The sequence below is a fragment of the Agrobacterium sp. lyk4-40-TYG-31 genome, assembly GCF_030209855.1.
Lineage (GTDB): Bacteria > Pseudomonadota > Alphaproteobacteria > Rhizobiales > Rhizobiaceae > Agrobacterium > Agrobacterium vaccinii.
Window position 1 is genome coordinate 620,112 of sequence record NZ_JARVRE010000004.1, and the last position, 25,932, is coordinate 646,043.

23 protein-coding genes and 1 tRNA gene are annotated in these 25,932 nt (G+C 58.1%); 15 read left to right on the top strand and 9 right to left on the bottom strand.

Going from position 1 to position 25,932, the window contains the following annotated elements; translation table 11 throughout:
• Positions 1 to 131: 131 nt before the first annotated feature.
• Positions 132 to 554, top strand: a complete 423-nt coding sequence (locus QRN55_RS08210) for a secondary thiamine-phosphate synthase enzyme YjbQ (protein WP_284776325.1) — start codon at positions 132 to 134, stop codon at positions 552 to 554.
• A gap of 131 nt (positions 555 to 685) precedes the next feature.
• Complete coding sequence (locus QRN55_RS08215) at positions 686 to 1,033, top strand: hypothetical protein (RefSeq protein WP_284776623.1); 348 nt, start codon at positions 686 to 688, stop codon at positions 1,031 to 1,033.
• A gap of 107 nt (positions 1,034 to 1,140) precedes the next feature.
• Here the strand turns inward: QRN55_RS08215 and QRN55_RS08220 are convergent, their stop codons facing one another.
• A complete protein-coding gene (locus QRN55_RS08220; RefSeq protein ID WP_284776327.1) occupies positions 1,141 to 1,878 on the bottom strand; it encodes an SIMPL domain-containing protein in 738 nt (245 codons plus the stop codon).
• Positions 1,879 to 2,061: 183 nt separating this feature from the next.
• Here QRN55_RS08220 and QRN55_RS08225 point away from each other — a divergent pair.
• Positions 2,062 to 2,137 (top strand) — tRNA-Ile (locus QRN55_RS08225).
• A 38-nt stretch (positions 2,138 to 2,175) separates the two neighbouring features.
• Here the strand turns inward: QRN55_RS08225 and QRN55_RS08230 are convergent.
• Entirely contained in the window at positions 2,176 to 2,496 is a 321-nt protein-coding gene (locus QRN55_RS08230; RefSeq protein WP_284776329.1) for a low molecular weight protein tyrosine phosphatase family protein, read from the bottom strand.
• Between the two features lie 155 nt (positions 2,497 to 2,651).
• Between QRN55_RS08230 and QRN55_RS08235 the strand changes: the two genes are divergently transcribed.
• The 3 genes from QRN55_RS08235 (at position 2,652) to QRN55_RS08245 (ending at position 5,149) form a co-directional block, all read left to right on the top strand.
• A complete protein-coding gene (locus QRN55_RS08235; protein WP_284776330.1) occupies positions 2,652 to 3,719 on the top strand; it encodes a hypothetical protein in 1,068 nt (355 codons plus the stop codon).
• Between the two features lie 184 nt (positions 3,720 to 3,903).
• On the top strand, positions 3,904 to 4,356 hold the full coding sequence (locus QRN55_RS08240; protein WP_284776332.1) for a hypothetical protein: 453 nt from the start codon (positions 3,904 to 3,906) through the stop codon (positions 4,354 to 4,356).
• A gap of 232 nt (positions 4,357 to 4,588) precedes the next feature.
• Positions 4,589 to 5,149 (top strand): dual specificity protein phosphatase family protein, encoded by a 561-nt coding sequence (locus QRN55_RS08245; RefSeq protein ID WP_112499714.1) that lies wholly within the window; start codon positions 4,589 to 4,591, stop codon positions 5,147 to 5,149.
• Positions 5,150 to 5,289: 140 nt separating this feature from the next.
• On the opposite strand, the gene QRN55_RS08250 is transcribed toward QRN55_RS08245, so the two are convergent.
• Entirely contained in the window at positions 5,290 to 6,537 is a 1,248-nt protein-coding gene (locus QRN55_RS08250; RefSeq protein WP_284776333.1) for an AGE family epimerase/isomerase, read from the bottom strand.
• A 192-nt stretch (positions 6,538 to 6,729) separates the two neighbouring features.
• Between QRN55_RS08250 and metH the strand changes: the two genes are divergently transcribed.
• From metH to QRN55_RS08270, 4 genes are all read left to right on the top strand, one after another.
• Positions 6,730 to 10,503, top strand: a complete 3,774-nt coding sequence (gene metH / locus QRN55_RS08255; RefSeq protein WP_284776335.1) for a methionine synthase — start codon at positions 6,730 to 6,732, stop codon at positions 10,501 to 10,503.
• Between the two features lie 117 nt (positions 10,504 to 10,620).
• Positions 10,621 to 11,136 (top strand): hypothetical protein, encoded by a 516-nt coding sequence (locus QRN55_RS08260; protein WP_284776337.1) that lies wholly within the window; start codon positions 10,621 to 10,623, stop codon positions 11,134 to 11,136.
• A gap of 219 nt (positions 11,137 to 11,355) precedes the next feature.
• Complete coding sequence (locus QRN55_RS08265) at positions 11,356 to 11,787, top strand: hypothetical protein (RefSeq protein WP_284776339.1); 432 nt, start codon at positions 11,356 to 11,358, stop codon at positions 11,785 to 11,787.
• Positions 11,788 to 12,037: 250 nt separating this feature from the next.
• Positions 12,038 to 12,310 (top strand): hypothetical protein, encoded by a 273-nt coding sequence (locus tag QRN55_RS08270; protein ID WP_065697858.1) that lies wholly within the window; start codon positions 12,038 to 12,040, stop codon positions 12,308 to 12,310.
• Positions 12,311 to 12,606: 296 nt separating this feature from the next.
• Here the strand turns inward: QRN55_RS08270 and QRN55_RS08275 are convergent, their stop codons facing one another.
• From QRN55_RS08275 to QRN55_RS08300, 6 genes are all read right to left on the bottom strand, one after another.
• Positions 12,607 to 13,650, bottom strand: coding sequence for a zinc-dependent alcohol dehydrogenase family protein (locus tag QRN55_RS08275; protein WP_284776344.1), 1,044 nt, complete (start codon positions 13,648 to 13,650; stop codon positions 12,607 to 12,609).
• Between the two features lie 56 nt (positions 13,651 to 13,706).
• Positions 13,707 to 14,765 (bottom strand): ABC transporter ATP-binding protein, encoded by a 1,059-nt coding sequence (locus QRN55_RS08280; RefSeq protein WP_284776346.1) that lies wholly within the window; start codon positions 14,763 to 14,765, stop codon positions 13,707 to 13,709.
• A gap of 11 nt (positions 14,766 to 14,776) precedes the next feature.
• Positions 14,777 to 15,559 carry an ABC transporter permease gene (locus QRN55_RS08285; protein WP_065697861.1) on the bottom strand — a complete coding sequence of 261 codons (783 nt, stop codon included), beginning with the start codon at positions 15,557 to 15,559 and terminating at the stop codon, positions 14,777 to 14,779.
• The gene (locus tag QRN55_RS08290; RefSeq protein ID WP_284776350.1) at positions 15,556 to 16,446 is read right to left on the bottom strand and encodes an ABC transporter permease; all 891 of its coding nucleotides are present in this window, start codon (positions 16,444 to 16,446) and stop codon (positions 15,556 to 15,558) included. The genes QRN55_RS08285 and QRN55_RS08290 overlap by 4 nt, the downstream gene beginning before the upstream one ends.
• A gap of 110 nt (positions 16,447 to 16,556) precedes the next feature.
• Positions 16,557 to 17,663 carry an ABC transporter substrate-binding protein gene (locus tag QRN55_RS08295; RefSeq protein WP_045228794.1) on the bottom strand — a complete coding sequence of 369 codons (1,107 nt, stop codon included), beginning with the start codon at positions 17,661 to 17,663 and terminating at the stop codon, positions 16,557 to 16,559.
• A gap of 209 nt (positions 17,664 to 17,872) precedes the next feature.
• Positions 17,873 to 18,757 (bottom strand): MurR/RpiR family transcriptional regulator, encoded by an 885-nt coding sequence (locus QRN55_RS08300; protein WP_112499668.1) that lies wholly within the window; start codon positions 18,755 to 18,757, stop codon positions 17,873 to 17,875.
• Positions 18,758 to 18,933: 176 nt separating this feature from the next.
• Between QRN55_RS08300 and QRN55_RS08305 the strand changes: the two genes are divergently transcribed.
• From QRN55_RS08305 to QRN55_RS08325, 5 genes are all read left to right on the top strand, one after another.
• Positions 18,934 to 19,695 carry an N-formylglutamate amidohydrolase gene (locus tag QRN55_RS08305; RefSeq protein WP_284776354.1) on the top strand — a complete coding sequence of 254 codons (762 nt, stop codon included), beginning with the start codon at positions 18,934 to 18,936 and terminating at the stop codon, positions 19,693 to 19,695.
• 192 nt (positions 19,696 to 19,887) lie between these two features.
• Positions 19,888 to 21,402, top strand: coding sequence for an amino acid permease (locus QRN55_RS08310; protein WP_284776356.1), 1,515 nt, complete (start codon positions 19,888 to 19,890; stop codon positions 21,400 to 21,402).
• Between the two features lie 57 nt (positions 21,403 to 21,459).
• On the top strand, positions 21,460 to 22,830 hold the full coding sequence (locus QRN55_RS08315; protein WP_284776357.1) for a glutamine synthetase family protein: 1,371 nt from the start codon (positions 21,460 to 21,462) through the stop codon (positions 22,828 to 22,830).
• A gap of 20 nt (positions 22,831 to 22,850) precedes the next feature.
• A complete protein-coding gene (locus QRN55_RS08320; RefSeq protein ID WP_284776359.1) occupies positions 22,851 to 24,239 on the top strand; it encodes an aldehyde dehydrogenase family protein in 1,389 nt (462 codons plus the stop codon).
• The gene (locus tag QRN55_RS08325) at positions 24,236 to 25,381 is read left to right on the top strand and encodes an iron-containing alcohol dehydrogenase (RefSeq protein WP_284776361.1); all 1,146 of its coding nucleotides are present in this window, start codon (positions 24,236 to 24,238) and stop codon (positions 25,379 to 25,381) included. The genes QRN55_RS08320 and QRN55_RS08325 overlap by 4 nt, the downstream gene beginning before the upstream one ends.
• Positions 25,382 to 25,932: the final 551 nt, after the last annotated feature.

Sequence of the window (25,932 nt, forward strand, 5' to 3'; positions counted from 1 at the left end):
ACTTCGTGTGGTTCCCTTGTGTGCCCCTCACGTTCGACGTCTTAGACATCGAAAGTCCGCACAGACCATAGCGTGATTGCATCAAACGACTGAGCGGAACTTTGGTTCCATAGCTGAAAGTGAAATTTACAGTGCCGCAAACGTCCATCGAAATCGCCACACGGGGGCAGGGGCTCTACGAATTCACGGATGCCGCGCAGGCCTTCGTCAGATCATCCGGGCAGACCGAGGGACTGCTCACCGTCTTCGTGCGCCACACCTCCTGTTCGCTGCTCATTCAGGAAAATGCCGACCCGGATGTACAAAAGGACCTCAAGACATTCTTCGCCCGCCTCGTGCCACCCTCCAGCGATCCCTCCATGGCGTGGGTAGTGCACACCATGGAAGGCCCCGATGATATGCCCGCGCACATCAAGTCCGCGCTGACGCAGGTGTCCATCAGCATTCCCGTTTCACGCGGCAAGCTGGTGCTGGGCACATGGCAGGGCATCTATCTTTTCGAACATCGCAACCAGCCGCACCACCGCGAAATCGTCTTGCATCTCTCGCCGTGATGTCTGTTTGAACCCATGAATATAAGCTGAACGAATGGTTCTGAAAGCGTTCACATGGTGCTGATTATCGTCAGGGCAATTCGACCGGTCTGTTTGGCAGCCCGGCGAACGTCAGGAAACGGAGTATGACAATGATCAGCACATTTGCAAAAGCAGGCGTTGCAGCCCTCATCGCGCTGGGTGGTATTTCCGCGACTGCAACCACCGCAGCCGCAGGACCGGATGTTCAGTACGGCATCTACGTGCAGGATGGTTATCGCCACGGCGGCGGCCATGGCTGGGGTCGCCCGGACCGCGGACGTGACCGCGACCGCTGCTCGTCCTGGATGGCCGAAGAGAAGGCCAACCGCATGGGCCTGCGCCGCGCACGCGTGGTTGACGTTTCCCCCCGCCGCGTCGTCGTCGCCGGCTTCGACCGCCGTGGTCGTGACCGTATCGTCTTCGCCAACGTTCGTGGCTGCCCGGTCATCCGCCGCTAACCGCAGGCATTGCCAATAAACAATGCCCTCGCCACGGTTTCGCGGCGAGGGCATTTTCGTTTGTGATCAAAGCAAAGGAGGCGCTTTTTCAAGCGCCCCCAATTTGTTTATTGCTCGAGCGCAAAGGTCACGTTGACGCTGACCTTGTAGGTGTTTTCGCCCGCGGCAATCGGCACGCTGTCCGATTTTTCCATGGCGGCGGCGCGCATCATGGTCTGCGGCATGGGCATTGGCCGCTGCATGTTCTCGCTGATTTCCAGCACGCGGCCCAGCTTGACACCAGCCGCTTCCGTCAGGGTCTTCGCCTTGGAGATCGCATCGGCGACTGCCGCCTTGCGCGCCTCTGTCACGGTCGCCTCCGGCTTGTCGTTGGTAAAGGCGATATCGCCGCCCTGATTGATTCCAAGCTTTACGGATCTGTCGAGAATCTCGCCCAGCTTGGCCAGTTCACGCACCCGCACCGTCAGGCCGTTGGTGACCTGATAGCCGGTGATTTCAGGCGGAACATAAACCCCGTCCTTTGGCTCGAACTGCTTATAGACGGGCTGGACGGAGAAATTGCTCGTCTGCAAATCCTTGTCGGCAATACCGGCGGTCTTCAGCGCAGCCTGAACCTCGGTCATCGCCTTGCTGTTCTCGCTCAACGCCGCAGCCGCCGTCTCGGCCTGCTTCACGACACTGAACGACAAGATCGCCATATCCGGCGCAACGGCGGCATCACCTTCCCCCGAGACACTGATGACCGGCTCACGTTTCGTGCTTTCTTGTGCAGATGCAACCAGTGGCAAGGCCACCAGAGCGGTAAAAGCGCAAAGCGCCACGGAGCGTGCGAGTTTCGATGTCATTAAGTTTCCTCTTCATTAGCGTCCCTGTTGAGGGTGTCGCAGGAGATTATGTAGCTAATACGGCATAGTTCACACGACGATTGTCACAACGGCTTGTCGCGTCCAAAAATTTACGTTAAAGCCAAATCCGCGTCGGTTGAACCATTGCAACCCCGCATTCCGAACGGCCAAACGCCACCGGAAGGGCCTGTAGCTCAATGGTTAGAGCCGGCGGCTCATAACCGCTTGGTTGGGAGTTCGAGTCTCTCCGGGCCCACCACATTATCTTGTTTTCCTCTCCCAACGCATGATTCCCGCTCAAAGATATCTGGGCACCTTCGCCTCCAGCAATGTGACGAGCGCCGGGTCCATGAATGTATAGTTATCTGGAATATCCAGACAGATCAGGCGTTTGCCCTTGAGGGCAGCTCGGTATCTGGCCTGTACTTTCGTGCGATGTGCCTTTTCCATGACGAAGATGATGTCGGCCCATTCGATCAGTTCGGTGGACAGAGGGTTTTCGGCGTCGTTGTTTGTGCCGGCGGACGAGACTTCGATGTGTGGCCAGGTTGAGAAGACCTGTTCGGCGGTTGGGCTGCGGAGTTTGTTCTGGCTGCAAATGAACAGGATGTTTTTCAACCCGATGCACCTTCTCTAATTCCCGCGCGCTATTGATCGCAGGGATGTTATGACGACACGATACGTGGAAAATTGCTTTTCGCATTTTCGGCCGGACATACGCGACAGGCGTATGACTTAGGCTATTATCTTTGGTTGCGTAAGGAGAATATTTAATGAGCGCTTTGGTCGATGACCCCAATATTCGCGGCAATAGTGTTTTAGGCATCGCGTTGCGGGTCGTGCTGGTTTCGCTCGTGGCCATTGTTGGGTGGAATATCATGCTGCCGGGATTAGATCCGGCTTTCATGGCAACGCAGTTAAGCGCTGGCGACAGTTCGCGACTATCTGTTCTTGCGCTGGGTGCCGGGCCTGTCCTGACGGCGCTCGCTTTAGGGCAGATTGTGCGCCTTGTCGCCCCGCGCCTCGACAACAGCTCCACTCTTGTCGGTGTTGAAAACGTTATCGCGTTGTTGGTAGCCTTGTCGCAGGCCGATGGCATCGCGCGATCATTTTCAGCGATGGGTTTTCTGGCCGATGACAGCACCTTTACCCATGTTGCCATCGTCGCATCGCTGGTGGGTGGCGTTGCGGTCCTGCTGTTTCTATCGAGACAGGTTGCCTTGCCGAGCCTTGTCGCCGGGTTCTGGATTGTCTGGCTTTTGCCCGCGCTCATTGGCTTGCCTGCGCAACTGTCCAATTCATTTGAATTTTTACGCACAGGCGCGGTTGACGGCAAGCAATTGATGCTGGTGTTGCTTTTGATCGTCATCGGTGCAGCACTGAGCTTGTTCGCCACTCGCGCTGTCATGAACATCGGCAAACAGCAGGAAAGCGTTACGCGTGCGAAACACAATGTACCTTTGTTGAATGTCGTCATCTGGCCGCCTCTGCTGGCCGCCATCGCCGGTGGATATATTCTGACCCCGATTGCTTATCTCGCGCCCTACTTCGTCTCGCATTCATTTTCGATGAACATTTACATGTTCGGAATCGTGCCGGTTCTCATCCTCATTTTTGCCATTGGATATCGGCGCTTTTTCTCAAGTGCGGGAGTCACGTTTCCTTTGTCTGTTGCGCTTCTGGTCGCAGCAACGCAGATCGCCCTGTTGCTGGGAGGGGAGGTTGCGATAGGGCAAATGCTTTTGCCGCTTCCTCTTAACGGTACGACGCTGCTCGTCCTTGTCGCTGTTGTCTCCGCCCTCGTCGATGCCATCCGCAGACCGTCCACCCCATCGAGTTGAGCAATCACGCAAAGGTGTTGGCTGCGGAGCGTTGACCGGTGTATCCACCTTTGGTGCTTTGCAGGCACTGCGTGTAGCTTGACACGCCGTGCAGGTCGCCACATCGGTGAGTGCACAGGCATATTGATCAGGGAGGCACCATGACGAGACAACCGGCCACGGCGATAACAGGCATCCCACGCACATGATCGTCGGCATTGTTCTAACGGCAGCTCTGCTGCTTTTTCTGATGGCCTTCCCGAGACATCTCAAGCCCGTGGTGATCGGTCTTGCCGTCGTCTGGGCATCGACGGTGGCGTGGGTGATGTTCGACTGGTGGCGCTCCGGCGAGCGGTTGAATGCGATTGTCGCCACTGCGTCCTTCGATCCCTCCTGCACGGAAGCCAATGCGCCGATCCGCGTCAGCTTCCAGAACACCAACTCCGTTGCCGTGCGCCGACTGACCTATACGCTGGAAGGGTTCGAAGCCGCGTTTCGTGCCTCGGTTTCGTTCGATCCCTATCAGGTCAGCGAGCGTCGTCTGGAACCGCACGAGACCTATGCGGCGTGCCGTCCGTTCCGGCTTCGCAACAACGAAAATGTAGAGGCCAGAAATCTTGAATGGCGGGTGACGGTGAATTCGGCGGAGTTCGAGTAGCGCCGGTTTATCTCTTGACGGCCCTATCGACCCGAGGTTCACAATTTTTTGAAGCCGACATGCAGGATAGAAAAAATCCGCTAATAGAAACCAGCCTACAAGGCGTCTGCCGGTGTTCAAGGACCGACCATATCTGGCCTTCGGGCTGCGATACTACTTATAGCATATTGTATGCGACACCAAGCGATGCCATCTGGGCCTCAATTCTTGAAATTTTCCAGAAGGTCTTCCGTTGGTTTCTGTGTCACGCGTTTTGAAAATCGGCATCGTCTGCCTCATCGCCCTTCCGGCGTCTGTTGCTGCCCACATGGGCATCAACCAGCTCACCGGCAATTTCCACGAGGTTCTGCCGGGTGAACTCTACCGCTCTGCCCAGCCGAGTGGCAGCGATGTCGAGGCCTATGCACGTCAGTTCGGCATTAAGACCATCATCAACCTGCGCGATGAAAACCCGAAAGGCTGGTATGGGCAGGAGAAATCCGCCGCTGACGCCAACGGCGTGGCGATGATCGATTTTCCCATGAGTTCCGCTAGGGAATTGCCGCAAGACCGGGCCGAAGAATTGGTGCGGATGATGAAGGACGCGCCGAAACCCATCCTCATTCACTGCGAACACGGCGCCAACCGCACCGGTCTCGCCTCAGCGATCTATGTCGGTGCGGTCGCCAAGAAGAGCGAACGGGCCGCCGAGTTTCAGCTGTCGCCCTATTACGGCCACGTGCCGATCAAAGGCGTCGGGCGCTACGAGATGTACCAGTCCTGGGATGATTTCGAGGAAACGATCGGGTTCTAAAACGCATCCACTTTCGTTATCCTCGGGCTTGTCCCGAGGATTCACCCACGTTGGATTTTGGGGTTCGTTAGACCCTCGGGACAAGCCCGAGGGTGACGGCAGAGAGGGGAGTGGTCTCTCATGCGAATCTTCAGCACTCGCTAAAACCGCCCGCCCTTTTCCAAAATCACCTTCGTCAAACTGCCATCCGCCGGAAACAACGGGATAAGGCAGGCCTGCAGCGCGTGGTAGATGTCGCCCTTGCCGGGGAAGATGGTGTTGGCCGGGGTGAGATTGTGCGTCAGTTCCTCGTGCCAGCCACCGTTCTGGTGGTCGAGGAAGCTGTTGGCGATGGTGCTCCAGACGCGGCGATAGCTGTCTTCGTAGAATTCGTCGGCTGGCAGGTGCTCGTTCAGGAAGTGGGCGGCACCGGCGGCCTCGCACATCGGCCACCACAGCTTTTCCGTCTTGGCGGGCGTGTTGTCCCAGTCCAGCGTATAGAAGAAGCCGCCCTTTTCCCGGTCCCAGCCCAGCGCCATGCACTGGACGAATAGCGATTTTGCCGCCATCGGCATCCATTCGTGCTTGCGGTCTCCCAGCACCCAGAGCTGGAGGATGAGGCGTGCCCATTCCAGCCAGTGGCCGGGGGTGGAGCCGGAGGGGCGGAACATTTCGTTGCCGCGATAATCCTTGTCCAGCACCCAGTTGTCGTCGAAATGCTCCGGCACGCGGAAGTCCAGCGCACCTGCGGCACGGCGGATGATGAGGTCGGCGATGCGCTCGGCTTTCGTCAGATAGGTCTTGTCGCCGGTCACCTCGAAAGCCGCCATCAGCGCTTCTGTCAGGTGCATGTTGGAGTTCTGGCCACGATAATTTTCGATGGGAGACCAGTCGCGATTGAATTCCTCTTTGATCGCGCCGTATTTCTCTTCCCAGAACTTCGTTTCGAGGACCTCGGTAATGTCGGCCAGCATCTGGTCGGCCAGCGGATGCCCAACGGCCTTTGCGGAGGAGGCGGCCAGCAGCACGAAGGCGTGACCATAACCCTGCTTGGTGGCATCGACAGGGCCGTTCTCGTCCACCTGCCAGAAATATCCGCCATGCTCGGTGTCGCGGTGGTGGTTCCACAGATAGGTCATGCCGTGGTCGATGATATCGCCGCAGCCGGGGCGGCCCAGAAGATGGCCGATGGAGAAGCAATGCACCATGCGCGCCGACATATGAATGCCGCGCACCGGATTGTCCGGCTGAAGTGGCATGCCCTGACGGTCGAGATCGAAGAAGCCGCCCTTGGGGTTGATGGCGCGATACTGGAAGAAGTCGAACAGACCTTCAGCCTGCTTTACCAGCCATTGCCGGTGCCAGGGCAGGGAGCTCCAGTTTGCTTTGGTGTGGTCGGCCTCGGTCATGCTTTCCTCCGTATGATAGGCTTCATGCGATTCTCTATATCTTTGGGACGTAACGGTGTCATCCATAACGGAAATTTCGTAGCCTTGAGATAGAACGCGATACCAATGCTGGAAATCAACGATATATTGACATAAAGATATCTTTATGTGACTGAGAAATTGCAAATCAGCAAGAGAATGAGGAGTGTGCCGATGTTGGATGATCTGTTTGGCCCTGTAGGGGGCAAAAGAGACGGCGCGGAAATCCTGAAGGCGCTGCGTCAGGCGGCCCAGGAGCGCATCCTTGTTCTCGATGGCGCCATGGGCACGCAGATCCAGGGGTTGGGCTTCGATGAAGACCATTTCCGGGGAGATCGCTTCATTGGCTGCGCCTGTCATCAGCAGGGCAACAACGACCTTCTCATTCTGACCCAACCGGATGCAATCGAGGAAATCCATTATCGCTATGCCATGGCGGGCGCGGATATTCTCGAAACCAACACGTTTTCCTCCACGCGCATCGCGCAGGCGGATTACGAGATGGAAGGTGCTGTCTACGATCTCAACCGCGAAGGCGCCTTCATCGTGCGCCGCGCCGCCCAGCGCGCGGAGCGGGAAGATGGCCGCCGCCGTTTCGTGGCCGGTGCTATTGGCCCCACCAACCGCACGGCTTCGATTTCGCCAGACGTGAACAACCCCGGTTACCGTGCCGTCAGCTTCGATGACCTGCGCGTTGCCTATGGCGAGCAGATCGACGGTCTGATCGATGGCGGTGCCGATCTCATTCTCATCGAAACCATTTTCGATACGCTGAACGCCAAGGCTGCGATCTTTGCCTGCGAAGAACGCTTCGCCGCCAAGGGCATTCATCTGCCCGTGATGATTTCGGGCACGATTACCGATCTCTCGGGCCGCACCTTGTCTGGCCAGACGCCGACTGCCTTTTGGAATTCCGTGCGCCACGCCAACCCCTTCACCGTCGGCCTGAACTGCGCGCTGGGTGCCAGCGCCATGCGTCCGCATTTGCAGGAACTGTCTGAGGTTGCCGATACCTTCATCTGCGCCTACCCGAACGCCGGTCTGCCGAACGAGTTTGGTCAATACGACGAAACGCCCGAGATGATGGCCGCGCAAGTCGCGGAATTCGCCCGCGAAGGTCTCGTCAATGTGGTCGGCGGTTGCTGTGGCTCAACGCCCGAGCACATCCGCGCCATTGCCGATGCCGTTGCCGGTTATGCGCCGCGCAAGGTGGCGGAACACCGGTCCTTCATGTCGCTGTCGGGCCTTGAGCCCTTCGTGCTGACCAAGGACATTCCCTTTGTCAACGTCGGCGAGCGCACCAACGTCACCGGTTCGGCCAAGTTCCGCAAGCTCATCACCGCTGGCGATTATACGGCAGCGCTTGCTGTTGCCCGCGACCAGGTGGAAAACGGCGCGCAGATCATCGACATCAACATGGATGAAGGCCTGATCGACAGCCAGAAGGCCATGGTCGAGTTCCTCAACCTCATCGCTGCCGAGCCGGATATCGCCCGCGTGCCTGTCATGATCGACTCGTCCAAGTGGGAGATCATCGAGGCTGGCCTGAAATGCGTTCAGGGCAAGTCCATCGTCAACTCCATCTCGCTGAAGGAAGGCGAGGAGAAGTTTCTGGAACAGGCGCGTCTGGTGCGCCATTACGGTGCCGCCGTCGTCGTCATGGCGTTCGACGAGGTGGGCCAGGCCGATACCTACGAGCGCAAGGTGGAGATTTGCACCCGCGCCTATAAGCTCTTGACCGAAGAAGCGGGTATTCTGCCAGAAGACATCATCTTCGACCCCAACGTCTTTGCTGTCGCAACGGGCATCGAGGAACACAACAATTACGGCGTCGATTTCATCAACGCCACCCGCACCATCCGCGAAACCATGCCGCTGGTGCATATTTCCGGCGGTGTTTCTAACCTGTCCTTCTCCTTCCGCGGCAATGAGCCGGTGCGTGAGGCCATGCACGCCGTGTTCCTGTATCACGCCATTCAGGTTGGCATGGATATGGGCATCGTCAATGCCGGGCAGCTCGCCGTCTATGAAAGCATCGACCCGGAACTGCGCGAAGCCTGCGAAGACGTGGTGCTGAACCGCCGTGCCGATGGCACCGAGCGACTGCTGGAAGTGGCGGAAAAATTCCGCGGTGGTCCGGGCCGTGAGGCACGGGTGCAGGATCTCGCATGGCGGGAATGGCCGGTGGAAAAGCGTCTGGAACATGCGCTGGTCAACGGCATCACGGAATACATCGATGCCGATACGGAAGAGGCGCGCCAGCAGGCGGCCCGTCCGCTGCATGTCATCGAGGGTCCGCTGATGGCGGGCATGAATGTGGTGGGCGATCTGTTCGGTTCGGGCAAGATGTTCCTGCCGCAGGTGGTCAAATCCGCCCGCGTCATGAAGCAGGCCGTAGCCGTTCTGCTCCCTTACATGGAAGAGGAAAAGCGCCTCAATGGCGGCGATCAGCGCAAGGCCGCCGGCAAGGTGCTGATGGCAACCGTCAAGGGCGACGTGCACGATATCGGCAAGAACATCGTCGGCGTCGTTCTCGCCTGCAACAATTACGAGATCATCGATCTCGGCGTCATGGTGCCCGCGACCAAGATTCTGGAAACGGCGATTGCCGAAGAGGTCGATGTCATCGGCCTGTCCGGCCTCATCACGCCATCGCTGGATGAAATGGTGCATGTCGCCGCCGAGATGGAGCGCCAGGGCTTCAACATTCCGCTGCTCATCGGTGGTGCCACGACCAGCCGCGTTCACACGGCAGTCAAAATCCACCCACGCTATGAAAAGGGTCAGGCGATCTACGTTACCGATGCCTCGCGTGCCGTCGGTGTCGTCTCTGCCCTGCTGTCAGAGGATCAGAAGCCAGCCTATATCGATGGCATCAGGGCAGAATATGCCAAGGTGGCAGACGCCCATGCTCGCAATGAACGCGAAAAACTTCGCCTGCCTTTGGCCCGTGCGCGCGCGAATGCCCACAAGGTGGATTGGACGGCCTATCAGCCGGTCAAGCCGCAATTCCTCGGTACCAAGACATTCGAGACCTATGATCTTGAAGAGCTTGCCAAATACATCGACTGGACGCCGTTCTTCCAGACCTGGGAAATGAAGGGCCGCTACCCCGCCATTCTCGAAGACGAGAAGCAGGGCGAGGCAGCGCGTCAGCTTTTTGCCGATGCACAGGCGATGCTGAAGAAGATCATCGATGAGAAGTGGTTCCGCCCGCGCGCCGTCATCGGCTTCTGGCCCGCCAATGCGGTGGGCGACGACATCCGCCTGTTTACGGATGAAAGCCGCAAGGAAGACCTCGCGACCTTCTTCACGCTTCGTCAGCAACTGTCCAAGCGCGATGGCCGCCCCAATGTGGCTTTGTCGGATTTCGTCATGCCGCAGGACACAGGCGTCACCGATTATGTCGGCGGCTTCGTCGTCACGGCGGGTATCGAGGAAGTGGCGATTGCCGAACGCTTCGAGCGGGCCAATGACGATTACTCCTCCATCCTCGTCAAGGCGCTGGCCGACCGTTTCGCCGAAGCCTTTGCCGAGCGCATGCATGAGCGCGTGCGCAAGGAATATTGGGGTTATGCCGCGACCGAGAGTTTCGGCCCTGACGATCTGATCGGTGAGGCCTATGCGGGCATCCGCCCAGCCCCCGGCTATCCGGCTCAGCCCGACCACACCGAAAAGGAAACCCTATTCCGCCTGCTGGATGCGACGGAAGAAACGGGTGTAGTGCTGACCGAAAGCTACGCCATGTGGCCCGGCTCCTCCGTCTCCGGCCTCTATATCGGCCACCCCGAAAGCTACTATTTCGGCGTCGCCAAGGTGGAGCGCGATCAGGTCGAGGATTACGCCAAGCGCAAGGGTATGGCCGTAAAGGAAATCGAGCGTTGGCTGGGACCGGTGCTGAACTACGTGCCGACCGAAGTTGAAAAAGAGGTTGAGACGGCGGCGTGACTGTAAGTGCCATGACGCCTTTCCTTGCTTGTAAGGTAAGGGCGTTACACGGAGTTTCACTTGGTGTATTTTTCGAGACGAATGCTCATTTTTGCGATTGGAATACTGGCAAGCGTCTTGGTGGGCAGCAGTGCCTATTACTATCTGGTGCCGGATGTTGTACCGGAGCACAAGGCGGCTCTGGAGCGATATGCTTCTCATCCGCACGCCGACTGTCCTTCGAGCACCGACAAGACACACTGCCTGTCGCTCAACCTAGTAGACCCAAACTCTCCACTCGAGGTGCCGTCTGCTCCGAAAGTGTCGAAGGGTTTGCTTGCGGACGTCGCGCGTTCACCTGGCCTGCAATATCTCGATCTCGGTCATACCGAGATCGATAGTCTGGCGCCTTTGATCGCGGCAAAGGACCTGCAGGAACTCCGTATCTCGGTTGCTCTCATCCATGATACCGGCAGTATCGGACAGCTAACGGGCATCAAGCGGTTGGAGCTTGGAGAGGTCAGGGGAGCGGATCTCTCGGCGGTCGCGGGTCTCTCGCAGCTGAAATCCCTGTCGCTGAGTGCCAGCGAGAAAGATAATCTGGCGCCGCTTCGAACGATGGAAGCTGAGATCGAGATTGACCACGACTCCTAGCAAACGGGCAATATCGAAAATCTCGCCAACATCAAGGGCCTTTCCAACGTTCGGCTCTACGGCGCACGCGACCTCTCGGCGCTTTCAGGCGCGAAGCGGCTGCGGCAGCTTTCGCTTCAGCCAAATGGGCTCGCCAGCCTCGCGCCAATTGCCGGTCTTGTCTCGCTCGAGCACCTCAATATCGTCCATTCAACAATTAAGGACCTGACGCCGCTGTCGGTGAATACCCGCCTGAAGTCTCTCACTCTTTTAAATACTGCAATTTCCGACTTATCGGTGCTCGAACAGTTGCGCGATATTGAAACTCTCACCCTAAGCGCCTCCGATTACACCGATATATCTGTTCTGGCGGCGCTTCCCAATCTGAAATATGTCAATCTGGAGGGGCATCGAAAGATCGACCTTACACCACTCCTTCGTTCCCAAAGCCTTGAACGCGCCTATCTTGGCAATCGTATCTGCTGGTCTGACCGTGCGGTCGTCAACGAAATCGTTGCCAAAGGGTTGAATGCCACGTCCTATAGTTCTCCTGATGGCGTTGATCCCATCGATCAACTCTGCGCGACCTATCGAGACTGGCGAGGTGGGATAACCGATGAACGAGAATGCGTCGTCACGGCAGACCGCGATTGTCCCATGAACAGACGATAGGCGAAGCAGACAAATACATAGAGACCACGGCCTGATACTTCGATTCAGGTGGTTGCAGGTTTGATTCTAAAATCGGCCCTTAAGCATTGATTTGAAAAGATAAAAAGCGCGGAGACATCCGCGCTTTTTTGTTCTGCACTTAAGATTCCTCAGAGCACCGCATTGTCGACAAAGTATTTACGTTATATTAGATTATTTGAATGTACCTATTGGTTGCGACTGTGATCGGCGTCCTCACGTGGAGATTAATGTGCAGCAGCTTTCATCTCTCATCCTGGTTTTTGTCACACTGACGATCCTAAGCGCCGGTTTCATCACCGGCGCTGCAAGCGATGGTCAGTGGGGCGTTGGCATCGGCGCACTGTTCATCGGCCCGCTCGTTTTCTTCTTCGTTGCCCACACGGTGCTGTATCTTGGCGCGTGGATTTTCTGGGGCAGGGATGGGGTTGCGTCGTATACTGCGAGCAAGATCAATCGTATCTCGGCGCTGATGACGATTTTGGCGGCGATTGCGGTGGCTTGAATCAATGGGATTTACGGTTGAGGCGGGACCTTAGACGTGTAACCGAATTCTTCGGCTATGGCAGCGCGCGTGGCTAGCCCCCCTCTGTCCTGCCGGACATCTCCCCCACAGGTGGGGAGATTGGCAAGAGGCGCTTTCCTCGCTTTTATCTCTGCCCAAATCGCGAAACAGTTTCTTCTGCCATCGCAATGTACAAGATGGCCGGGAAGCTAAACCCCGAGTCAATCTCCCCACCTGTGGGGGAGATGCCCGGCAGGGTAGAGGGGGGCTAGCCACACCCAGTGCCGCTCAATCACCTACTCAAACCGATCAATAATACTAATCCCGCTATCCCTGAACGTATCCATTGCAGGCAGCGCCTTCACCGCATCCGACAATGTAATATGCCGCCCGATCAACTTCTCCGGCGACAACTTGCCCGTCCTGATCATCGCCAGCATATCGTCATAACGCCAGGCCTGCATGCCATGGCTACCGTAGATTTCCAGCTCGTGTGCAATCACCCGCGCCATCGGTATCTGCGGCATCGAGTGGTCCGCCAACATCAGGCCCACCTGGACATGGCGGCCGCGACGGCGCAGGTTGGTGATGGAGTTGCAGCAGGTCTGCGGGTGGCCGAGAGCATCGACGGAGACATGCGCGCCGCCGCCCGTGAGGTCGCGCACGGCTTCGCTGACATCGGCGACATCGCGGCTGTTGATCGTGGCGGTCGCACCCAGCTCTTTCGCGAGTGCCAGCTTGTCCTCGGCGATGTCGATGGCGACGACCTGCGCGCCCAAGCCCGCGCCGATCATGATGGCGGAAAGGCCCACGCCACCGCAACCATGCACGGCCAGCCATTCGCCGCTCTTCAGCCGTCCCTGGTCGACCACGGCGCGGAAGGAGGTCGCGAAGCGGCAGCCGAGGCTGGCGGCGGTGTCGAAGCCCATCTCATTGGGCATATGCACGAGGTTCTGGTCGGCGTAGTCGATGGCGACATATTCGGCGTAGGAGCCCCAATGGGTAAAGCCCGGCTGGAACTGTGTTTCGCAAACCTGTTGGTTGCCGGAGCGGCATTCCTGGCAATGGCCGCAGCCCGACACGAACGGCACCGTCACCCGGTCGCCCACCTTGAAGCGCATGACGTTTTTACCGATGGCGGAAATCACGCCCGCGAATTCGTGGCCCGGCACATGCGGCAGGCGGATGTCGCTGTCATGGCCCATCCAGCCGTGCCAATCGCTGCGGCACAGGCCGGTTGCCTTCACAGAGATCACCACGCCGCCCGGCGTTGGTTCCGGGTCCGGCAGGTTGGCGATGATAGGCGTTTCACCGAAGCGTTCGTAGAATAATGCGCGCATAATGGCTCTCCTGAGATGGCTTTTTCTAGCCCGATCTCTCAGTCGGAAACAGTGCGTCAGTCTGCTACAATCATCAAATCTTCTGATGCAAATTTCAGCGTGATGCGCTCACCAATGGCCGGGGGCGCGGTGCCGGGATCGTTGAACATGTCGAAGGAGAGCGTGGCGCCGCCGACATCCAGGCGCGTGCGGATGACCGAGCCGAGGAAGTGGCTGGAGGTCACCGTGCCCGATATGGCGACGTCACCGACATTGGCCTGACCCAGAGAACCGGCCTCGGGCCGCAGCGCCACGGTGACCTTCTCGCCATTGGCTTTGTTCAGTGGCTTCTTCAGCGAAACCTGCTGGTCGCCGATCTGAATGGTGCTGGTGGAGGCGTCCACCACAGTCGCGTCGATCAGGTTCAGTGTGCCGACAAAGGAGGCGACGAAGCGGGTGGAGGGGCTGTTGTAAATCTCGAAAGGCGAGCCGATCTGGTCGGCGCGTCCGGCATTCATCACCACGATTCGGTCGGAAATGGAGAGCGCCTCTTCCTGATCATGCGTGACGAAAATGGTGGTGATGCCGAGCTTGCGCTGAATCTGACGGATTTCCTCGCGCAACGAGACACGGATTTTGGCGTCGAGTGCGGAGAGCGGCTCATCCAGCAGCAGAACCTGCGGCTTCGGAGCAAGTGCCCGCGCCAGCGCCACGCGCTGCTGCTGCCCGCCGGACATCTGGTAGGGGTAACGGTCGGCCAGATGATCCAGATGGATCAGCGCCAGCATTTCCTTCACCCGCGCATCGATTTCCGCCTTGGGCTTACCCGCGATCTTGAGGCCGAAGGCGACGTTTTCGTAGACATTCATATTGGGAAACAGCGCATAGGCCTGAAACACCATGCCGATATTGCGCTGGTTGGGCTTCAGCGTCGTCTGGTCCTTGCCGTTTATGACGATGGAACCGTCGCTTGGCGTCTCGAACCCGGCGATCATGCGCAAAATGGTGGTCTTGCCGCAGCCCGATGGCCCGAGGAAGGAAACGAATTCTCCCTGTTCGATCGCCATGTTGAAATCATGGACGACCTGAACCTGACCGAAGGATTTTCTGATGTTGTGCAGTGTCAAAAAGCTCATAAAATAAGTCCTCAGGCCTTGGGAGGCGCGCCTTTTTGATAGCGCGAGACGAGTTGGATAAGGCCTAGGCAGCCCCAGGTGATGCCGAAGGAAATAACGGCGAGGGCGGCAGGCTCGTAGGCACGGTTGGCACCCAGCAATTGCATGTAGGGGCCGAAGGCCGGGCGGTTCAGCAGCGCTGCCATGGTGAATTCACCGATGACGATGGCAAAGGTCAGAAACGCGCCTGATAGCACCGCCACCAGCACGTTCGGCAGAATGATGCGCGCGAGAATGGTCGTCCATCCGGCCCCGAGGCTTTGCGCGGCCTCCGTCAGCGTGGTGATGTCGATGGTGCGCAACCCGGTATCCACGGCGCGGTACATATAGGGCAGGGCAAGCGTCGTATAACCGAACATCAAGAGCAGGTTGGTGCCCGACGTCGTCCCCGTCAGCGGCAGCCAGCTGGAGGTGTTGTAGAGCCTGATATAACCGAAGACGATGACGATGGCCGGGATGACCAGCGGCAGAAGCGTGATGAACTCGATGACGGGGCGCAGCGCAGGCAGTTTCAGCCGCACCCAGTAGGCCGTCGGCACCACCAGCACCACGCCGAAGATGATGGTGACCAGCGCCATCATGACGGAAAAGCTGAAGGTTTCCTGAAAGCGTGGGTCGCCGAGAACCTTGGCATAGGCGTCGAAGGAATATTCGCCGCGCCGCATCTTCAGCGAAAAGTTGGTCATGCCGATCAGCGGCAGGGCAAAATAGAGCAGGCCGAACAGCAGCGCGCCCCAGGCGAAAATCCGCTTCATTTCAGCCACCTCTCGCTGCGCGTGCGCATCCAGATATACAGCATGTTGGCGATGCAGGTGACCAGGATCATGCCGAAGGCCAGCGCGTAACCGAGATTGGGATTGCCCAGCACGTCCCCGCGAATTTGCGCAAACAGCAGGATTGGCACGATGTTGAGCGAAGAGCCGGTCAGTGCAATCGCGGTCGCAACGGCGCCGAAGGCATTGGCGAACAGCAGCGAGAATGTGCCGAGAATGGAGGGCAGCAGAATGGGGAAGGCGACCATGCGCCAGTATTGAAAGCCGCTGGCACCCAGAATTTCCGCCGCCTCGCGCCATTCACGCTTCAACCCGTCCAGCGCTGGCGTGATGATGAGGATCATCAGGGGTATCTGGAAAAACAGATAGGTAACGGTCAGGCCCCAGAAGGACAGGATGTTGAAGCCCAGCAGGCGCAGATCGAGGCCAAGCTGTGTTTTCAAAAATACGGTCACAAGGCCGACAGGACCGAGTGTGGCGATAAAGGCGAAGGCCAGCGGTACGCCTGCAAATTGCGAGGCGACGCCGGAGAATGTCAGAAGCGGCGAGCGAATTCTCTGCGGCAGACCGCCGAGAACGACGGCTGTCGCCACGCCAAAGCCGATCAGACAGCCGAGTGCTGCCGATGCGACGCTGATCTTGATGGAAATCCAGTAGGCCGAAAGAATGGATTCGGTGAACAGGCCAGCAATGTTTTCAAACGTAAAACTGCCATCGGGCGTTTGAAATGCGCCAATGACGATCTTCATCGTTGGCATGATCAAAAAAAGCAGAATGAAAATTGCAAATGGCAGAACGCCCAGCCACTCCAGCTTCAGGCGACGCCCGGCTGCTGGTCGCGGTGGCGCGCCATGGGTGTTTGATGACATATGATGTTCCCAAACGCCGCGATCATCGCGGTCTTCTATCATATAAATCAGCCGCTCCGGCTTTTGAAAAGCCTCAGCTTTCGAAAAGATTGGAGCGGCTGTTTCGTTCGTTACTTCACGTTGGCGCCGACAACCTTGTCCCAACCGCCAGTGACGGCAGCCTTGTTGGCATCGACGTCTTCGAGTGTCGGGAAGATTGCCTTTTCATAGGCGGCTGCCGGTGGCAGGGCGTCGAGCAGATCCTTGGGGATCTTGTTGGCCTTTGCCATCGCGTTGAAGCGGATCGGGTGGCAGAAGCCCTTCAACCAGCCAAGCTGACCGTCGTCGGAATAGAGGTGTTCCATCCACAGCTTGGCAGCGTTTGGATGCGGTGCGTAGGCGGAGATGCCCTGCACGTACACACCTGCCAGAACGCCCTTTTCAGGAACGACGACTTCTGTCGGCGGGTTGCCGTTCAGCGTCTTTGCCCAGGACAAAGCATTGTAGTCCCATGCGACGACGATCGGTGTTGCGCCCTGTGCCAGCGTACCGGCCTTGCCGATGACAGGCACGAAGTTGCCAGCCTTGTTGAGGTCGGCGAAGTATTTCAGGCCAGCTTCACCGGCTTCCTTGCCATCCTTCGCACCGGTGGAAAGACCGGCAGCGAGAACACCTAGAATAGCCTGGTTGGAGGCGCGCGGGTCACCGGCGAGAGCAACCTGACCGGCATATTCCGGCTTCAGCAGATCGGCCCAGTCCTTTGGAGAATTGGTGACGAGGTCCTTGTTCACGAAGATGGACATGACGCCGTAATAGTCGCCATACCAGTAGCCTTCGGCGTCCTTCACATTGTCAGGAATTTCGTCCCAGGTGGAAACCTTGTAAGGCTGGAGAAGGCCTTCCTTCTTCATCTGTGGGCCAAACGCCAGACCGACGTCGATGACGTCAGGAGCCTGCGGCCCCTTGTTGTCCTTGTTGGCCTTCACGGCTTCCACTTCGTCGGCAGAGCCGGCGTCCGGGTTCAGCTCGTTGACCTGGATTTCAGGATACTTGGCCTTGAAGGAGGCGATGACGTCGCCGTAACCGCACCAGTCGTGGGGCAGGGCGATGGTCGTCAGCATGCCTTCCTTCTTGGCGGCAGCGATGAGTTCTTCGCTCGGTGCAGCAGAAGCGATCGCAGTGGATGCGATGACCATTGCGGTGGTGAGCGATAGCAGTCGGCGGCTGTGCGAGATCACGGTTAGTTCTCCTCTGGTGTCTGATGCGTCTGACGACGCTGTACGTGGGTTGCATGAATGTTATGTGACGGATTTTTCAGGCGGTCTCCCGCCCTCATCATGGTCCCTGCCGTTTTCTTGCCATCATTGCGCCCTGTCGTCGCCATGATATTTGAGAAACGACATAAAAAAGTCGTGTTGCGCCATTCGTTCGCTGATGGACGCTTTCTTCAGTTCTCCTCTTTTCCCGGCTTTCGAAAAAGGCGGGTCTGCTCGAACAGGCCTTCCAGCGAATTCATCCGCTGACGGGTTTCATCCCAGCCATTGCTTTGCACCGCCTCGATCAGCGCTTCCACCACGAACAGCGTCACCACAGAGCTGTCCCATGCGGATGGCGCTTCGATGCGCACGCGAAACGTATGTTCGGCAAAGCGCGAGACGGGGGATGTCCACTGGTCGGTGAAGAGCAGAATGCGGACATTGTTGTCATGCGCCACCTGCGCCAGCGTCACCATGTCCTGCTCGTAACGACGGATATCAAAGATCACCAGAACATCGCCCGCATTCATGTTCAGCATATATTGCGGCCATGAACTGGAATTGGATGACATCAGCGCTGTCTTGGGGCGGATGACCTGCATATGCGTGAAGAAATATTCGGCAATCGCTCCAGTAATGCGCCCGCCGACGAAATAGATGCTGCGTTTTCTATCCGCCAGAAGGGTCGCGGCATTGTCGAAGGATGCCGTGTCGAGATCGCTCAGCGTATCGCGCAGATTTCCGGTGATGGCATCGGCAAAGCGGTTGAGAATATGCAGGCCCGGCGCGTTGCTGGCCCAGCGGTCATGCTTGGCGATGGGGTTGGAAATCGTGGCTTCCAGCTCCTGATGCAGCCTTCCCTGAAACTCGGCATACCCTTTGAAACCCAGCTTTTGCACCATGCGCGCCACGGTCGGCGTCGAGACCCCGGCATTTTCGGCAACTGTCGTGATGCTGCCCAGCCCCGAGACCGGGTAATTGCCGAGAAGGCTTTCCGCAAGGCGCTTTTCGGCACGCGTCAGGGTCTCGTAATGAGCCTGGATAACGTCCGAAACGGTCGCGGCCGAACTGTGCAAATTTTTCCCCTAGCCGAGCTTTTCGCCGGTCTGTTAGCGCTGATTAAGATACGGCGGGGAAACGGAGTCAATCAAAAAATGAAGAGAAAATTTCAAAAACCATTTGACACTTTGGCGTGTGTGAAGAATTCTTTTCTAACTGTCGGGGGACAGTGATGTTGACAGCGGGGTACACCATGACGGTGCAAGCACAGTTTTTCACAAGCGACGAGGCTGAGCCCGTTGTCGTGGAAAACCCGCTCGGCAAGGGCCGGGTGCTGCTGGTTTGCGAACACGCATCTCACACCTTGCCCGCTCGCTTCGGCACTCTGGGCCTCAGCGAAGATGTGCGCAAAAGCCATATCGCCTGGGACCCGGGCGCGCTCGCCGTCACCCGTCTTCTGTCTGCAAGCCTCGACGCCACCGTCATCTACCAGAACTATTCCCGGTTGATCTATGATTGCAACCGCCCACCGGAATCACCTTCCGCCATGCCTGCCACCAGCGAGATTTACGACATTCCCAGCAATGCGGATTTGAGTGAGGCAGAGCGCTTTGCCCGCACGGCGGCGCTCTACATCCCATTTCAGACCCGCGTCAGTGACCTTATTGCTATCAGGGACAACGTCGTTCTGGTGACGGTGCACAGCTTCACACCCGTCTATCACGGCAAGCGTCGCGAGGTCGAAATCGGCCTTCTGCACGATACGGATGCGCGGCTGGTGGATGCCATGCTGGATCACACTGCGGGTGGAGATTTCAGGGTCGAGCGCAACGAACCATACGGCCCGGAGGACGGCGTGACGCACACGCTGCGCCTCCACGCGCTGCCGAACGGGCTTTTGAACGTCATGATCGAGGTCAGAAATGACCTGATACAGGATGAGGAGGGGCAGCGGGCTGCTGCTGATTTTTTGAGTGGACTTTTGACAAAGGCAATCGCCGCTCACAGCCCCTGAATTCGCTTTGGCGGGCATTGCCCCGCCGGGCAGGAATGCCGTTGCATATCCAAAGAAGGCCGAACAGGTCCGGGTGCAACGTGGGAACAGCAGATATGCATGGCGTGATCGGGTTTTCCCATCGCGCCGAGACTGGGGCAAAATCGGCCATTCTGGCTGACGGCCTGTTTTTCTTGATCAGGAGAGAACGGCATGGACAATTCATCATCAGGTGTCAGCTATAAAAAGGCTGACGCATCCTATTTCGAAAAAAGAGGGCTCTCGCGCTATGCGGGTGTCTGGTCGCTCTGGGCGCTGGGCGTCGGCGCGGTTATTTCAGGGCATTTTTCTGGCTGGAACTTCGGCTTTGCCACCGGCGGCTGGGGCGGCATGCTGGTTGCGGGCATGATCATCGCCGTCATGTATCTGGGGCTGACATTCTCGATTGCGGAAATGAGCCCGGCATTGCCACATACGGGTGCGGCCTATTCCTTTGCGCGCACGGCCATGGGGCCATGGGGCGGCTTCATCACCGGCCTGTGCGAAAACGTCGAATACGTCCTCACCCCCGCCGTCATCGTCACCTTCATCACGGCCTATGTGAACTCCATCCTGGGGTTAGACCCGGTCTATTCACCGCTCCTTTGGGTGCTGTTCTACGTCATCTTTCTGGCGCTCAACGTCTTCGGACTTGAATTATCCTTCAAGGTAACGTTGGTCATCACACTGATTTCGCTCGGTGTTCTCGTCTTCTTCTGGATCAGCGCCATCCCCAATATGGACTTCTCTCGCTGGGCGCTGAACATCGGCGTTGGCCCGGATGGTGCAGCGGTCGAACTGCCTGAAGGCAATGGCTCGTTCTTCCCCTTCGGTTTCTCCGGCGTTCTGGCCACGCTGCCCTTCGCGGTCTGGCTGTTCCTCGCCATTGAACAGTTGCCGCTGGCCGCCGAGGAATCGGTCGATCCGAAGCGCGATATGCCCAAGGGCATCATTCTCGGCATCATCACGCTGATGATATCCGCCTTCATGATCGTGCTGCTCAACCCCTCGCTACCAGGCATCGGTGCCTTCCATCTCGGTTCTTCGCTCGAGCCACTGCTGGATGGTTTCAAGGCCGTCTATGGTGATGGTGGCGTGGTTCTCTTGGGCTTTGTGGCACTCACAGGCCTCATCGCCAGCTTCCACACGATCCTCTATGCGCAGGGTCGCCAGATCTATTCGCTGTCGCGTGCGGGCTATTTCCCGACAGCACTTTCCGTCACCCACCCCAAGTTCAAGACACCGCATGTCGCGATGTTGACGGGTGCCATCGTCGGTCTTGCTGTGATGATGACCATCTGGTTTGCATTGGGTGCCACCGAAGGCGGCAGCATCATTGGCAGCGTGCTGCTCAACATGGCCGTGTTCGGCGCGATGTTCTCCTACATTATGCAGGCCATCTCCTTCATCATGCTGCGCCGTAACCTGCCGGATATCGAACGGCCTTTCCGTTCGCCGCTCGGCATTCCCGGTGCTGTTCTCACCATCATCATTGCTGTCATAACCTTGCTCTATCAGGTGCAGGACCCGAACTTCACCAAGGGCGTCATCTGGGTTGCGCTGTGGTTCGCCGTCGCCATCGCCTATTTCGCGCTGGTCGGCCGTCACCGCCTCATCCTGTCGCCGGAAGAGGAATTTGCACTTGAGCACAAGCAGGCCGCATTGAATGCGGCGGCCTCCAAGGCCTGACCGATAAACAGGGCGACCGGCAACGGTCGCCCCATAAAACAAAGGGACGAAACGATCATGACGACCACCTACACATTCGACGAGCTGAAAAAAGACGTGGCCGAAGGGCGCATCGATACCGTTCTGGCATGCCTCGTGGATATGCAGGGTCGTCTGATGGGCAAACGCTTCCAGGCGGAATTCTTTGTCGAAAGCGCCTATGAGGAAACCCATAGCTGCAACTACCTACTGGCCACCGACATGGAAATGGAAACCGTTCCCGGTTACAAATCCACCGGCTGGGACAAGGGCTACGGCGATTATACGCTGAAGCCCGACCTATCGACCCTGCGCCGAGTGCCGTGGCTGGAAGGCACGGCCCTCGTTCTGTGCGATGCCTATGACCATCACACCCACGCCGAAGTCGCCCACTCGCCGCGCGCGCTTCTGAAGAAGCAGGTCGCACGTCTGGAAGCCATGGGCCTGAAAGCCTTTATGGCCACCGAGCTGGAATTCTTCCTGTTCGATCAGAGTTTCGAGACCGCCCGCGCCAGCGGTTACCGCGATCTCAATCTCGCCAGCCCCTATAATGAGGACTACCACATCTTCCAGACCACCAAGGAAGAAGAGGTGATGCGCGCCATCAGAAACAATCTGCAAGCCGCTGGCATCCCTATCGAAAATTCCAAGGGCGAGGCGTCGGCAGGCCAGGTTGAACTCAACGTCCGCTACGCCGATGCACTCACCATGGCCGACCGCCATGCGATCATCAAAAACGCCTGCAAGGAAATCGCCTGGTCCAAGGGTAAGGCCGTCACCTTCCTTGCCAAATGGAATTACGATGCGGCGGGCAGCTCCTCGCACATCCACCAGTCGCTTTGGAGTGTGGACGGCAAGACGCCGATGTTTCTCGATAAGAACGGCGAACACGGCATGTCCGACATGATGCGGCATTATGTGGCTGGGCTTCTCGCCCATGCCAGTGAGACCACCTATTTCCTGGCGCCTTATATCAACTCCTACAAGCGTTACATGGCTGGAACATTCGCGCCGACCAAGGCCGTTTGGAGCTTGGATAACCGCACGGCGGGCTACCGCCTCTGCGGTGCAGACAGCAAGGGAATCCGCATCGAGTGTCGCATTGGCGGGTCGGATATCAATCCGCATCTTGCCATGGCAGCCCTGATTGCGGCAGGCATTGACGGCATCGAAAACAAGATGGAACTTGAGCCGCAGTTCGAAGGCGATGCTTACGGCGGCAAGGACATCAGAGAAATACCCAAGACATTGCGGGACGCGACGGATCACCTTAACACGTCCAAGATGCTGCGTAGCGCTTTCGGTGATGATGTGATCGATCACTATGTTCGCGCCGCAAAGTGGGAGCAGGAAGAATACGACCGCCGCGTGACCGATTGGGAAGTCGCGCGCGGTTTTGAACGGGCATAACAAATCATAGGAAAACCATCATGGTCATGATCCAGAATATTTCGCCGATCGACGGTTCGGTTTATGCCGAGCGCGAGGCGATGTCGCTGGATGCGGCGCGGACCGCCGTATTGAAAGTGCGCGCTGCGCAAAAATCCTGGGCGCGTCGCCCTTTGGAAGATCGCGTTCAACTGGTGCTGAAAGGTGTGGCCCGGCTGAACGAGATGGTGGACGAAGTCGTGCCGGAACTGGCTCGTATGATGGGCCGCCCGGTGCGCTATGGCGGTGAGTTCAAGGGTTTTAACGAACGCTCCAACTATGTCGCCTCCATTGCAGCCGATGCGCTGGCACCGCTGGTCATCGAGGAAAGCCGAAATTTCGAACGCCGCATCGAGCGCGAAGCGCATGGCGTCGTTTTCGTCATCGCGCCGTGGAACTACCCTTACATGACCGCCATCAACACCATCGCGCCTGCCTTGATGGCGGGCAATACAGTTGTCATCAAACACGCCGCGCAGACGCTGCTGGTAGGTGAGCGCATGGTGCGCGCCTTTGTGGAAGCAGGCGTGCCGGAGGATGTGTTCATCAACCTCTTCCTCGACCACCAGACGACGTCGGCGCTGATTGCCGAAAGCCTGTTCAACTTCGTCAATTTCACCGGCTCCGTCGAAGGCGGTCGCGCCATCGAACGCGCTGCCGCTGGCACCTTCACCGGCCTTGGTCTGGAACTTGGTGGCAAGGACCCCGGCTATGTGATGGAAGATGCCGATCTGGATGCGGCGGTCGATACGCTCATGGATGGCGCAACCTTCAACTCCGGCCAATGCTGCTGCGGCATCGAGCGTGTCTATGTCAACGAATCGCTGTTCGATGCCTTCGTTGAAAAATCCGTGGCATGGGTGTCCAACTATAAGCTCGGCAACCCGCTGGAACAGGAAACGTCCCTCGGTCCAATGGCCAATAAGCGTTTCGCCAAGGTGGTGCGCCAGCAAGTGGCCGATGCCGTTGCGAAGGGTGCGAAGGCGCTGGTCGATCCCAAACTCTTTGCCGCCGATGATGGCGAAAGCGCCTATGTCGCGCCGCAAATCTTGGTCAATGTCGATCACTCCATGGAATTCATGACCGAGGAAACCTTCGGCCCGGCCGTCGGCATCATGAAGGTGAAGAACGACGACGAAGCGCTGCACCTGATGAATGACAGCAAATACGGTCTCACCGCATCGTTGTGGACGCAGGATGCTGAGCGGGCAGGGCGTATCGGTCGCGAGATCGAAACCGGTACCGTCTTCATGAACCGCGCCGATTATCTCGATCCGGCTCTCTGCTGGACCGGCGTCAAGGATACCGGTCGTGGCGGCTCGCTGTCGGTCATCGGCTTCCAGAACCTGACCCGTCCAAAATCCTACCATCTGAAGAAAGTCACGAAATGAACATCGTCGCAAACTGGAGCTATCCGACCCCGATCAAGATGGGACGCGGCCGCATCAAGGAACTGGCGGACGCCTGCAAGACGCTCGGTATCAAAAAGCCGCTGCTTGTCACCGACCGTGGCCTCGCCAGCATGGCGATCACGGCCCACGCGCTGGATATTCTGGAAGAGGCAGGCCTTGGCCGCGCCATCTTTGCGGACGTGGACCCGAACCCCAACGAGATCAATCTCGAAGCAGGCGTGAAAGCCTTTAGGGATGGCGGCCATGATGGCGTCGTCGCCTTTGGCGGTGGCTCCGGTCTCGATCTCGGCAAGGCCGTCGCCTTCATGGCAGGCCAGACCCGACCGGTCTGGGATTTCGAGGACATCGGCGACTGGTGGACCCGCGCGAACTCCGATGGCATCGCGCCCATCGTTGCCGTGCCGACGACGGCAGGCACGGGTTCTGAGGTGGGTCGCGCCAGCGTCATCACCAACTCGCAGACCCATGTGAAGAAGATCATCTTCCACCCGAAATTCCTGCCCGGTGTGGTCATCTGCGATCCGGAACTGACGGTCGGCATGCCCAAGGCCATCACGGTCGGCACCGGCATGGATGCCTTCGCCCATTGCCTGGAAGCCTATTCCTCGCCCTTCTATCACCCGATGAGCGCCGGTATTGCGCTCGAAGGTCTGCGGCTGGTGAAGGAATATCTGCCGCGCGCCTACAAAGACGGCACGGACATCGAAGCCCGCTCCAACATGATGGCCGCCGCCGCCATGGGCGCGGTCGCCTTCCAGAAGGGTCTCGGCGCCATCCATTCGCTGTCGCACCCCATCGGCGCGGTCTACAACACCCACCACGGCATGACCAACGCCGTCGTCATGCCCGCCGTCCTGCGCTTTAACCGCCCTGTTATCGAAGACAAGATTGCCCGCGCGGCGGCCTATCTCGGCATCGAAGGCGGGTTTGATGGCTTTTATGATTATGTGCTGGAGCTTCGTAAGGAGCTTGGCGTGCCTGATAGCCTCACGGCCATGGGTATCAAGCCTGACCGGGTGGATGAACTTGTGGCGGAGGCGATCAAGGACCCGAGTTGCGGGGGGAACCCGGTGGAAATGACGGCGGAGAATACGAAGGCGCTGTTTCTGGAGTGCTTTTGATATCGCGCTGACGATGGTGGGTGGGGCTCACCCCCCTCTGCCTTGCCAGGCATCTCCCCCTCAAGGGGGGAGATCGACTCGCGGTTAAGTCCCGCCCATATTGAAGGCTGCTAGTGGAATGGTGAGCTGGCCTCTAGCCGATCTCCCCACCTGAGGGGGAGATGCCCGGCAGGGCAGAGGGGGGTAAACCCCACCCACAAACCTCCACTTTCCCCATCCCAAAAAAAGTCAAAAAATTTTTCTCCACGCCCACCAACCCCATGCCTACAATCTCCACACTTTCGCGGCTGGAGTGTTTTCGCGAGACACTGTCGGGGCAGGCGGAGGGTGGTGATTGGCCGTAGACGTGCGGGTGATCATCAAATGCGACGACCGATGGGCCTGACTGATGAACTGTTCGAAATTCCGTAAACGGTTTTCGGACATGGAAGAGGAAAGGTACATCGGAAAACTGAACTCAGGCCGGTGCATTCAATGCCCGGCCTGAGAATTTATAGGACTCGAGACCACGCAAATGCGGTACCGACGACGAAGACTATACCTGAAACACT

Bases quoted from the DNA above. Each gene is read 5' to 3' on its own strand.
- QRN55_RS08215 (WP_284776623.1), top strand. From the start codon at position 686: ATGATCAGCACATTTGCAAAAGCAGGCGTTGCAGCCCTCATCGCGCTG.
- QRN55_RS08220 (WP_284776327.1), bottom strand. From the start codon at position 1,878: ATGACATCGAAACTCGCACGCTCCGTGGCGCTTTGCGCTTTTACCGCT.
- QRN55_RS08235 (WP_284776330.1), top strand. From the start codon at position 2,652: ATGAGCGCTTTGGTCGATGACCCCAATATTCGCGGCAATAGTGTTTTA.
- QRN55_RS08240 (WP_284776332.1), top strand. From the start codon at position 3,904: ATGATCGTCGGCATTGTTCTAACGGCAGCTCTGCTGCTTTTTCTGATG.
- QRN55_RS08250 (WP_284776333.1), bottom strand. From the start codon at position 6,537: ATGACCGAGGCCGACCACACCAAAGCAAACTGGAGCTCCCTGCCCTGG.
- metH (WP_284776335.1), top strand. From the start codon at position 6,730: ATGTTGGATGATCTGTTTGGCCCTGTAGGGGGCAAAAGAGACGGCGCG.
- QRN55_RS08275 (WP_284776344.1), bottom strand. From the start codon at position 13,650: ATGCGCGCATTATTCTACGAACGCTTCGGTGAAACGCCTATCATCGCC.
- QRN55_RS08280 (WP_284776346.1), bottom strand. From the start codon at position 14,765: ATGAGCTTTTTGACACTGCACAACATCAGAAAATCCTTCGGTCAGGTT.
- QRN55_RS08285 (WP_065697861.1), bottom strand. From the start codon at position 15,559: ATGAAGCGGATTTTCGCCTGGGGCGCGCTGCTGTTCGGCCTGCTCTAT.
- QRN55_RS08290 (WP_284776350.1), bottom strand. From the start codon at position 16,446: ATGTCATCAAACACCCATGGCGCGCCACCGCGACCAGCAGCCGGGCGT.
- QRN55_RS08305 (WP_284776354.1), top strand. From the start codon at position 18,934: ATGACGGTGCAAGCACAGTTTTTCACAAGCGACGAGGCTGAGCCCGTT.
- QRN55_RS08310 (WP_284776356.1), top strand. From the start codon at position 19,888: ATGGACAATTCATCATCAGGTGTCAGCTATAAAAAGGCTGACGCATCC.
- QRN55_RS08315 (WP_284776357.1), top strand. From the start codon at position 21,460: ATGACGACCACCTACACATTCGACGAGCTGAAAAAAGACGTGGCCGAA.
- QRN55_RS08320 (WP_284776359.1), top strand. From the start codon at position 22,851: ATGGTCATGATCCAGAATATTTCGCCGATCGACGGTTCGGTTTATGCC.
- QRN55_RS08325 (WP_284776361.1), top strand. From the start codon at position 24,236: ATGAACATCGTCGCAAACTGGAGCTATCCGACCCCGATCAAGATGGGA.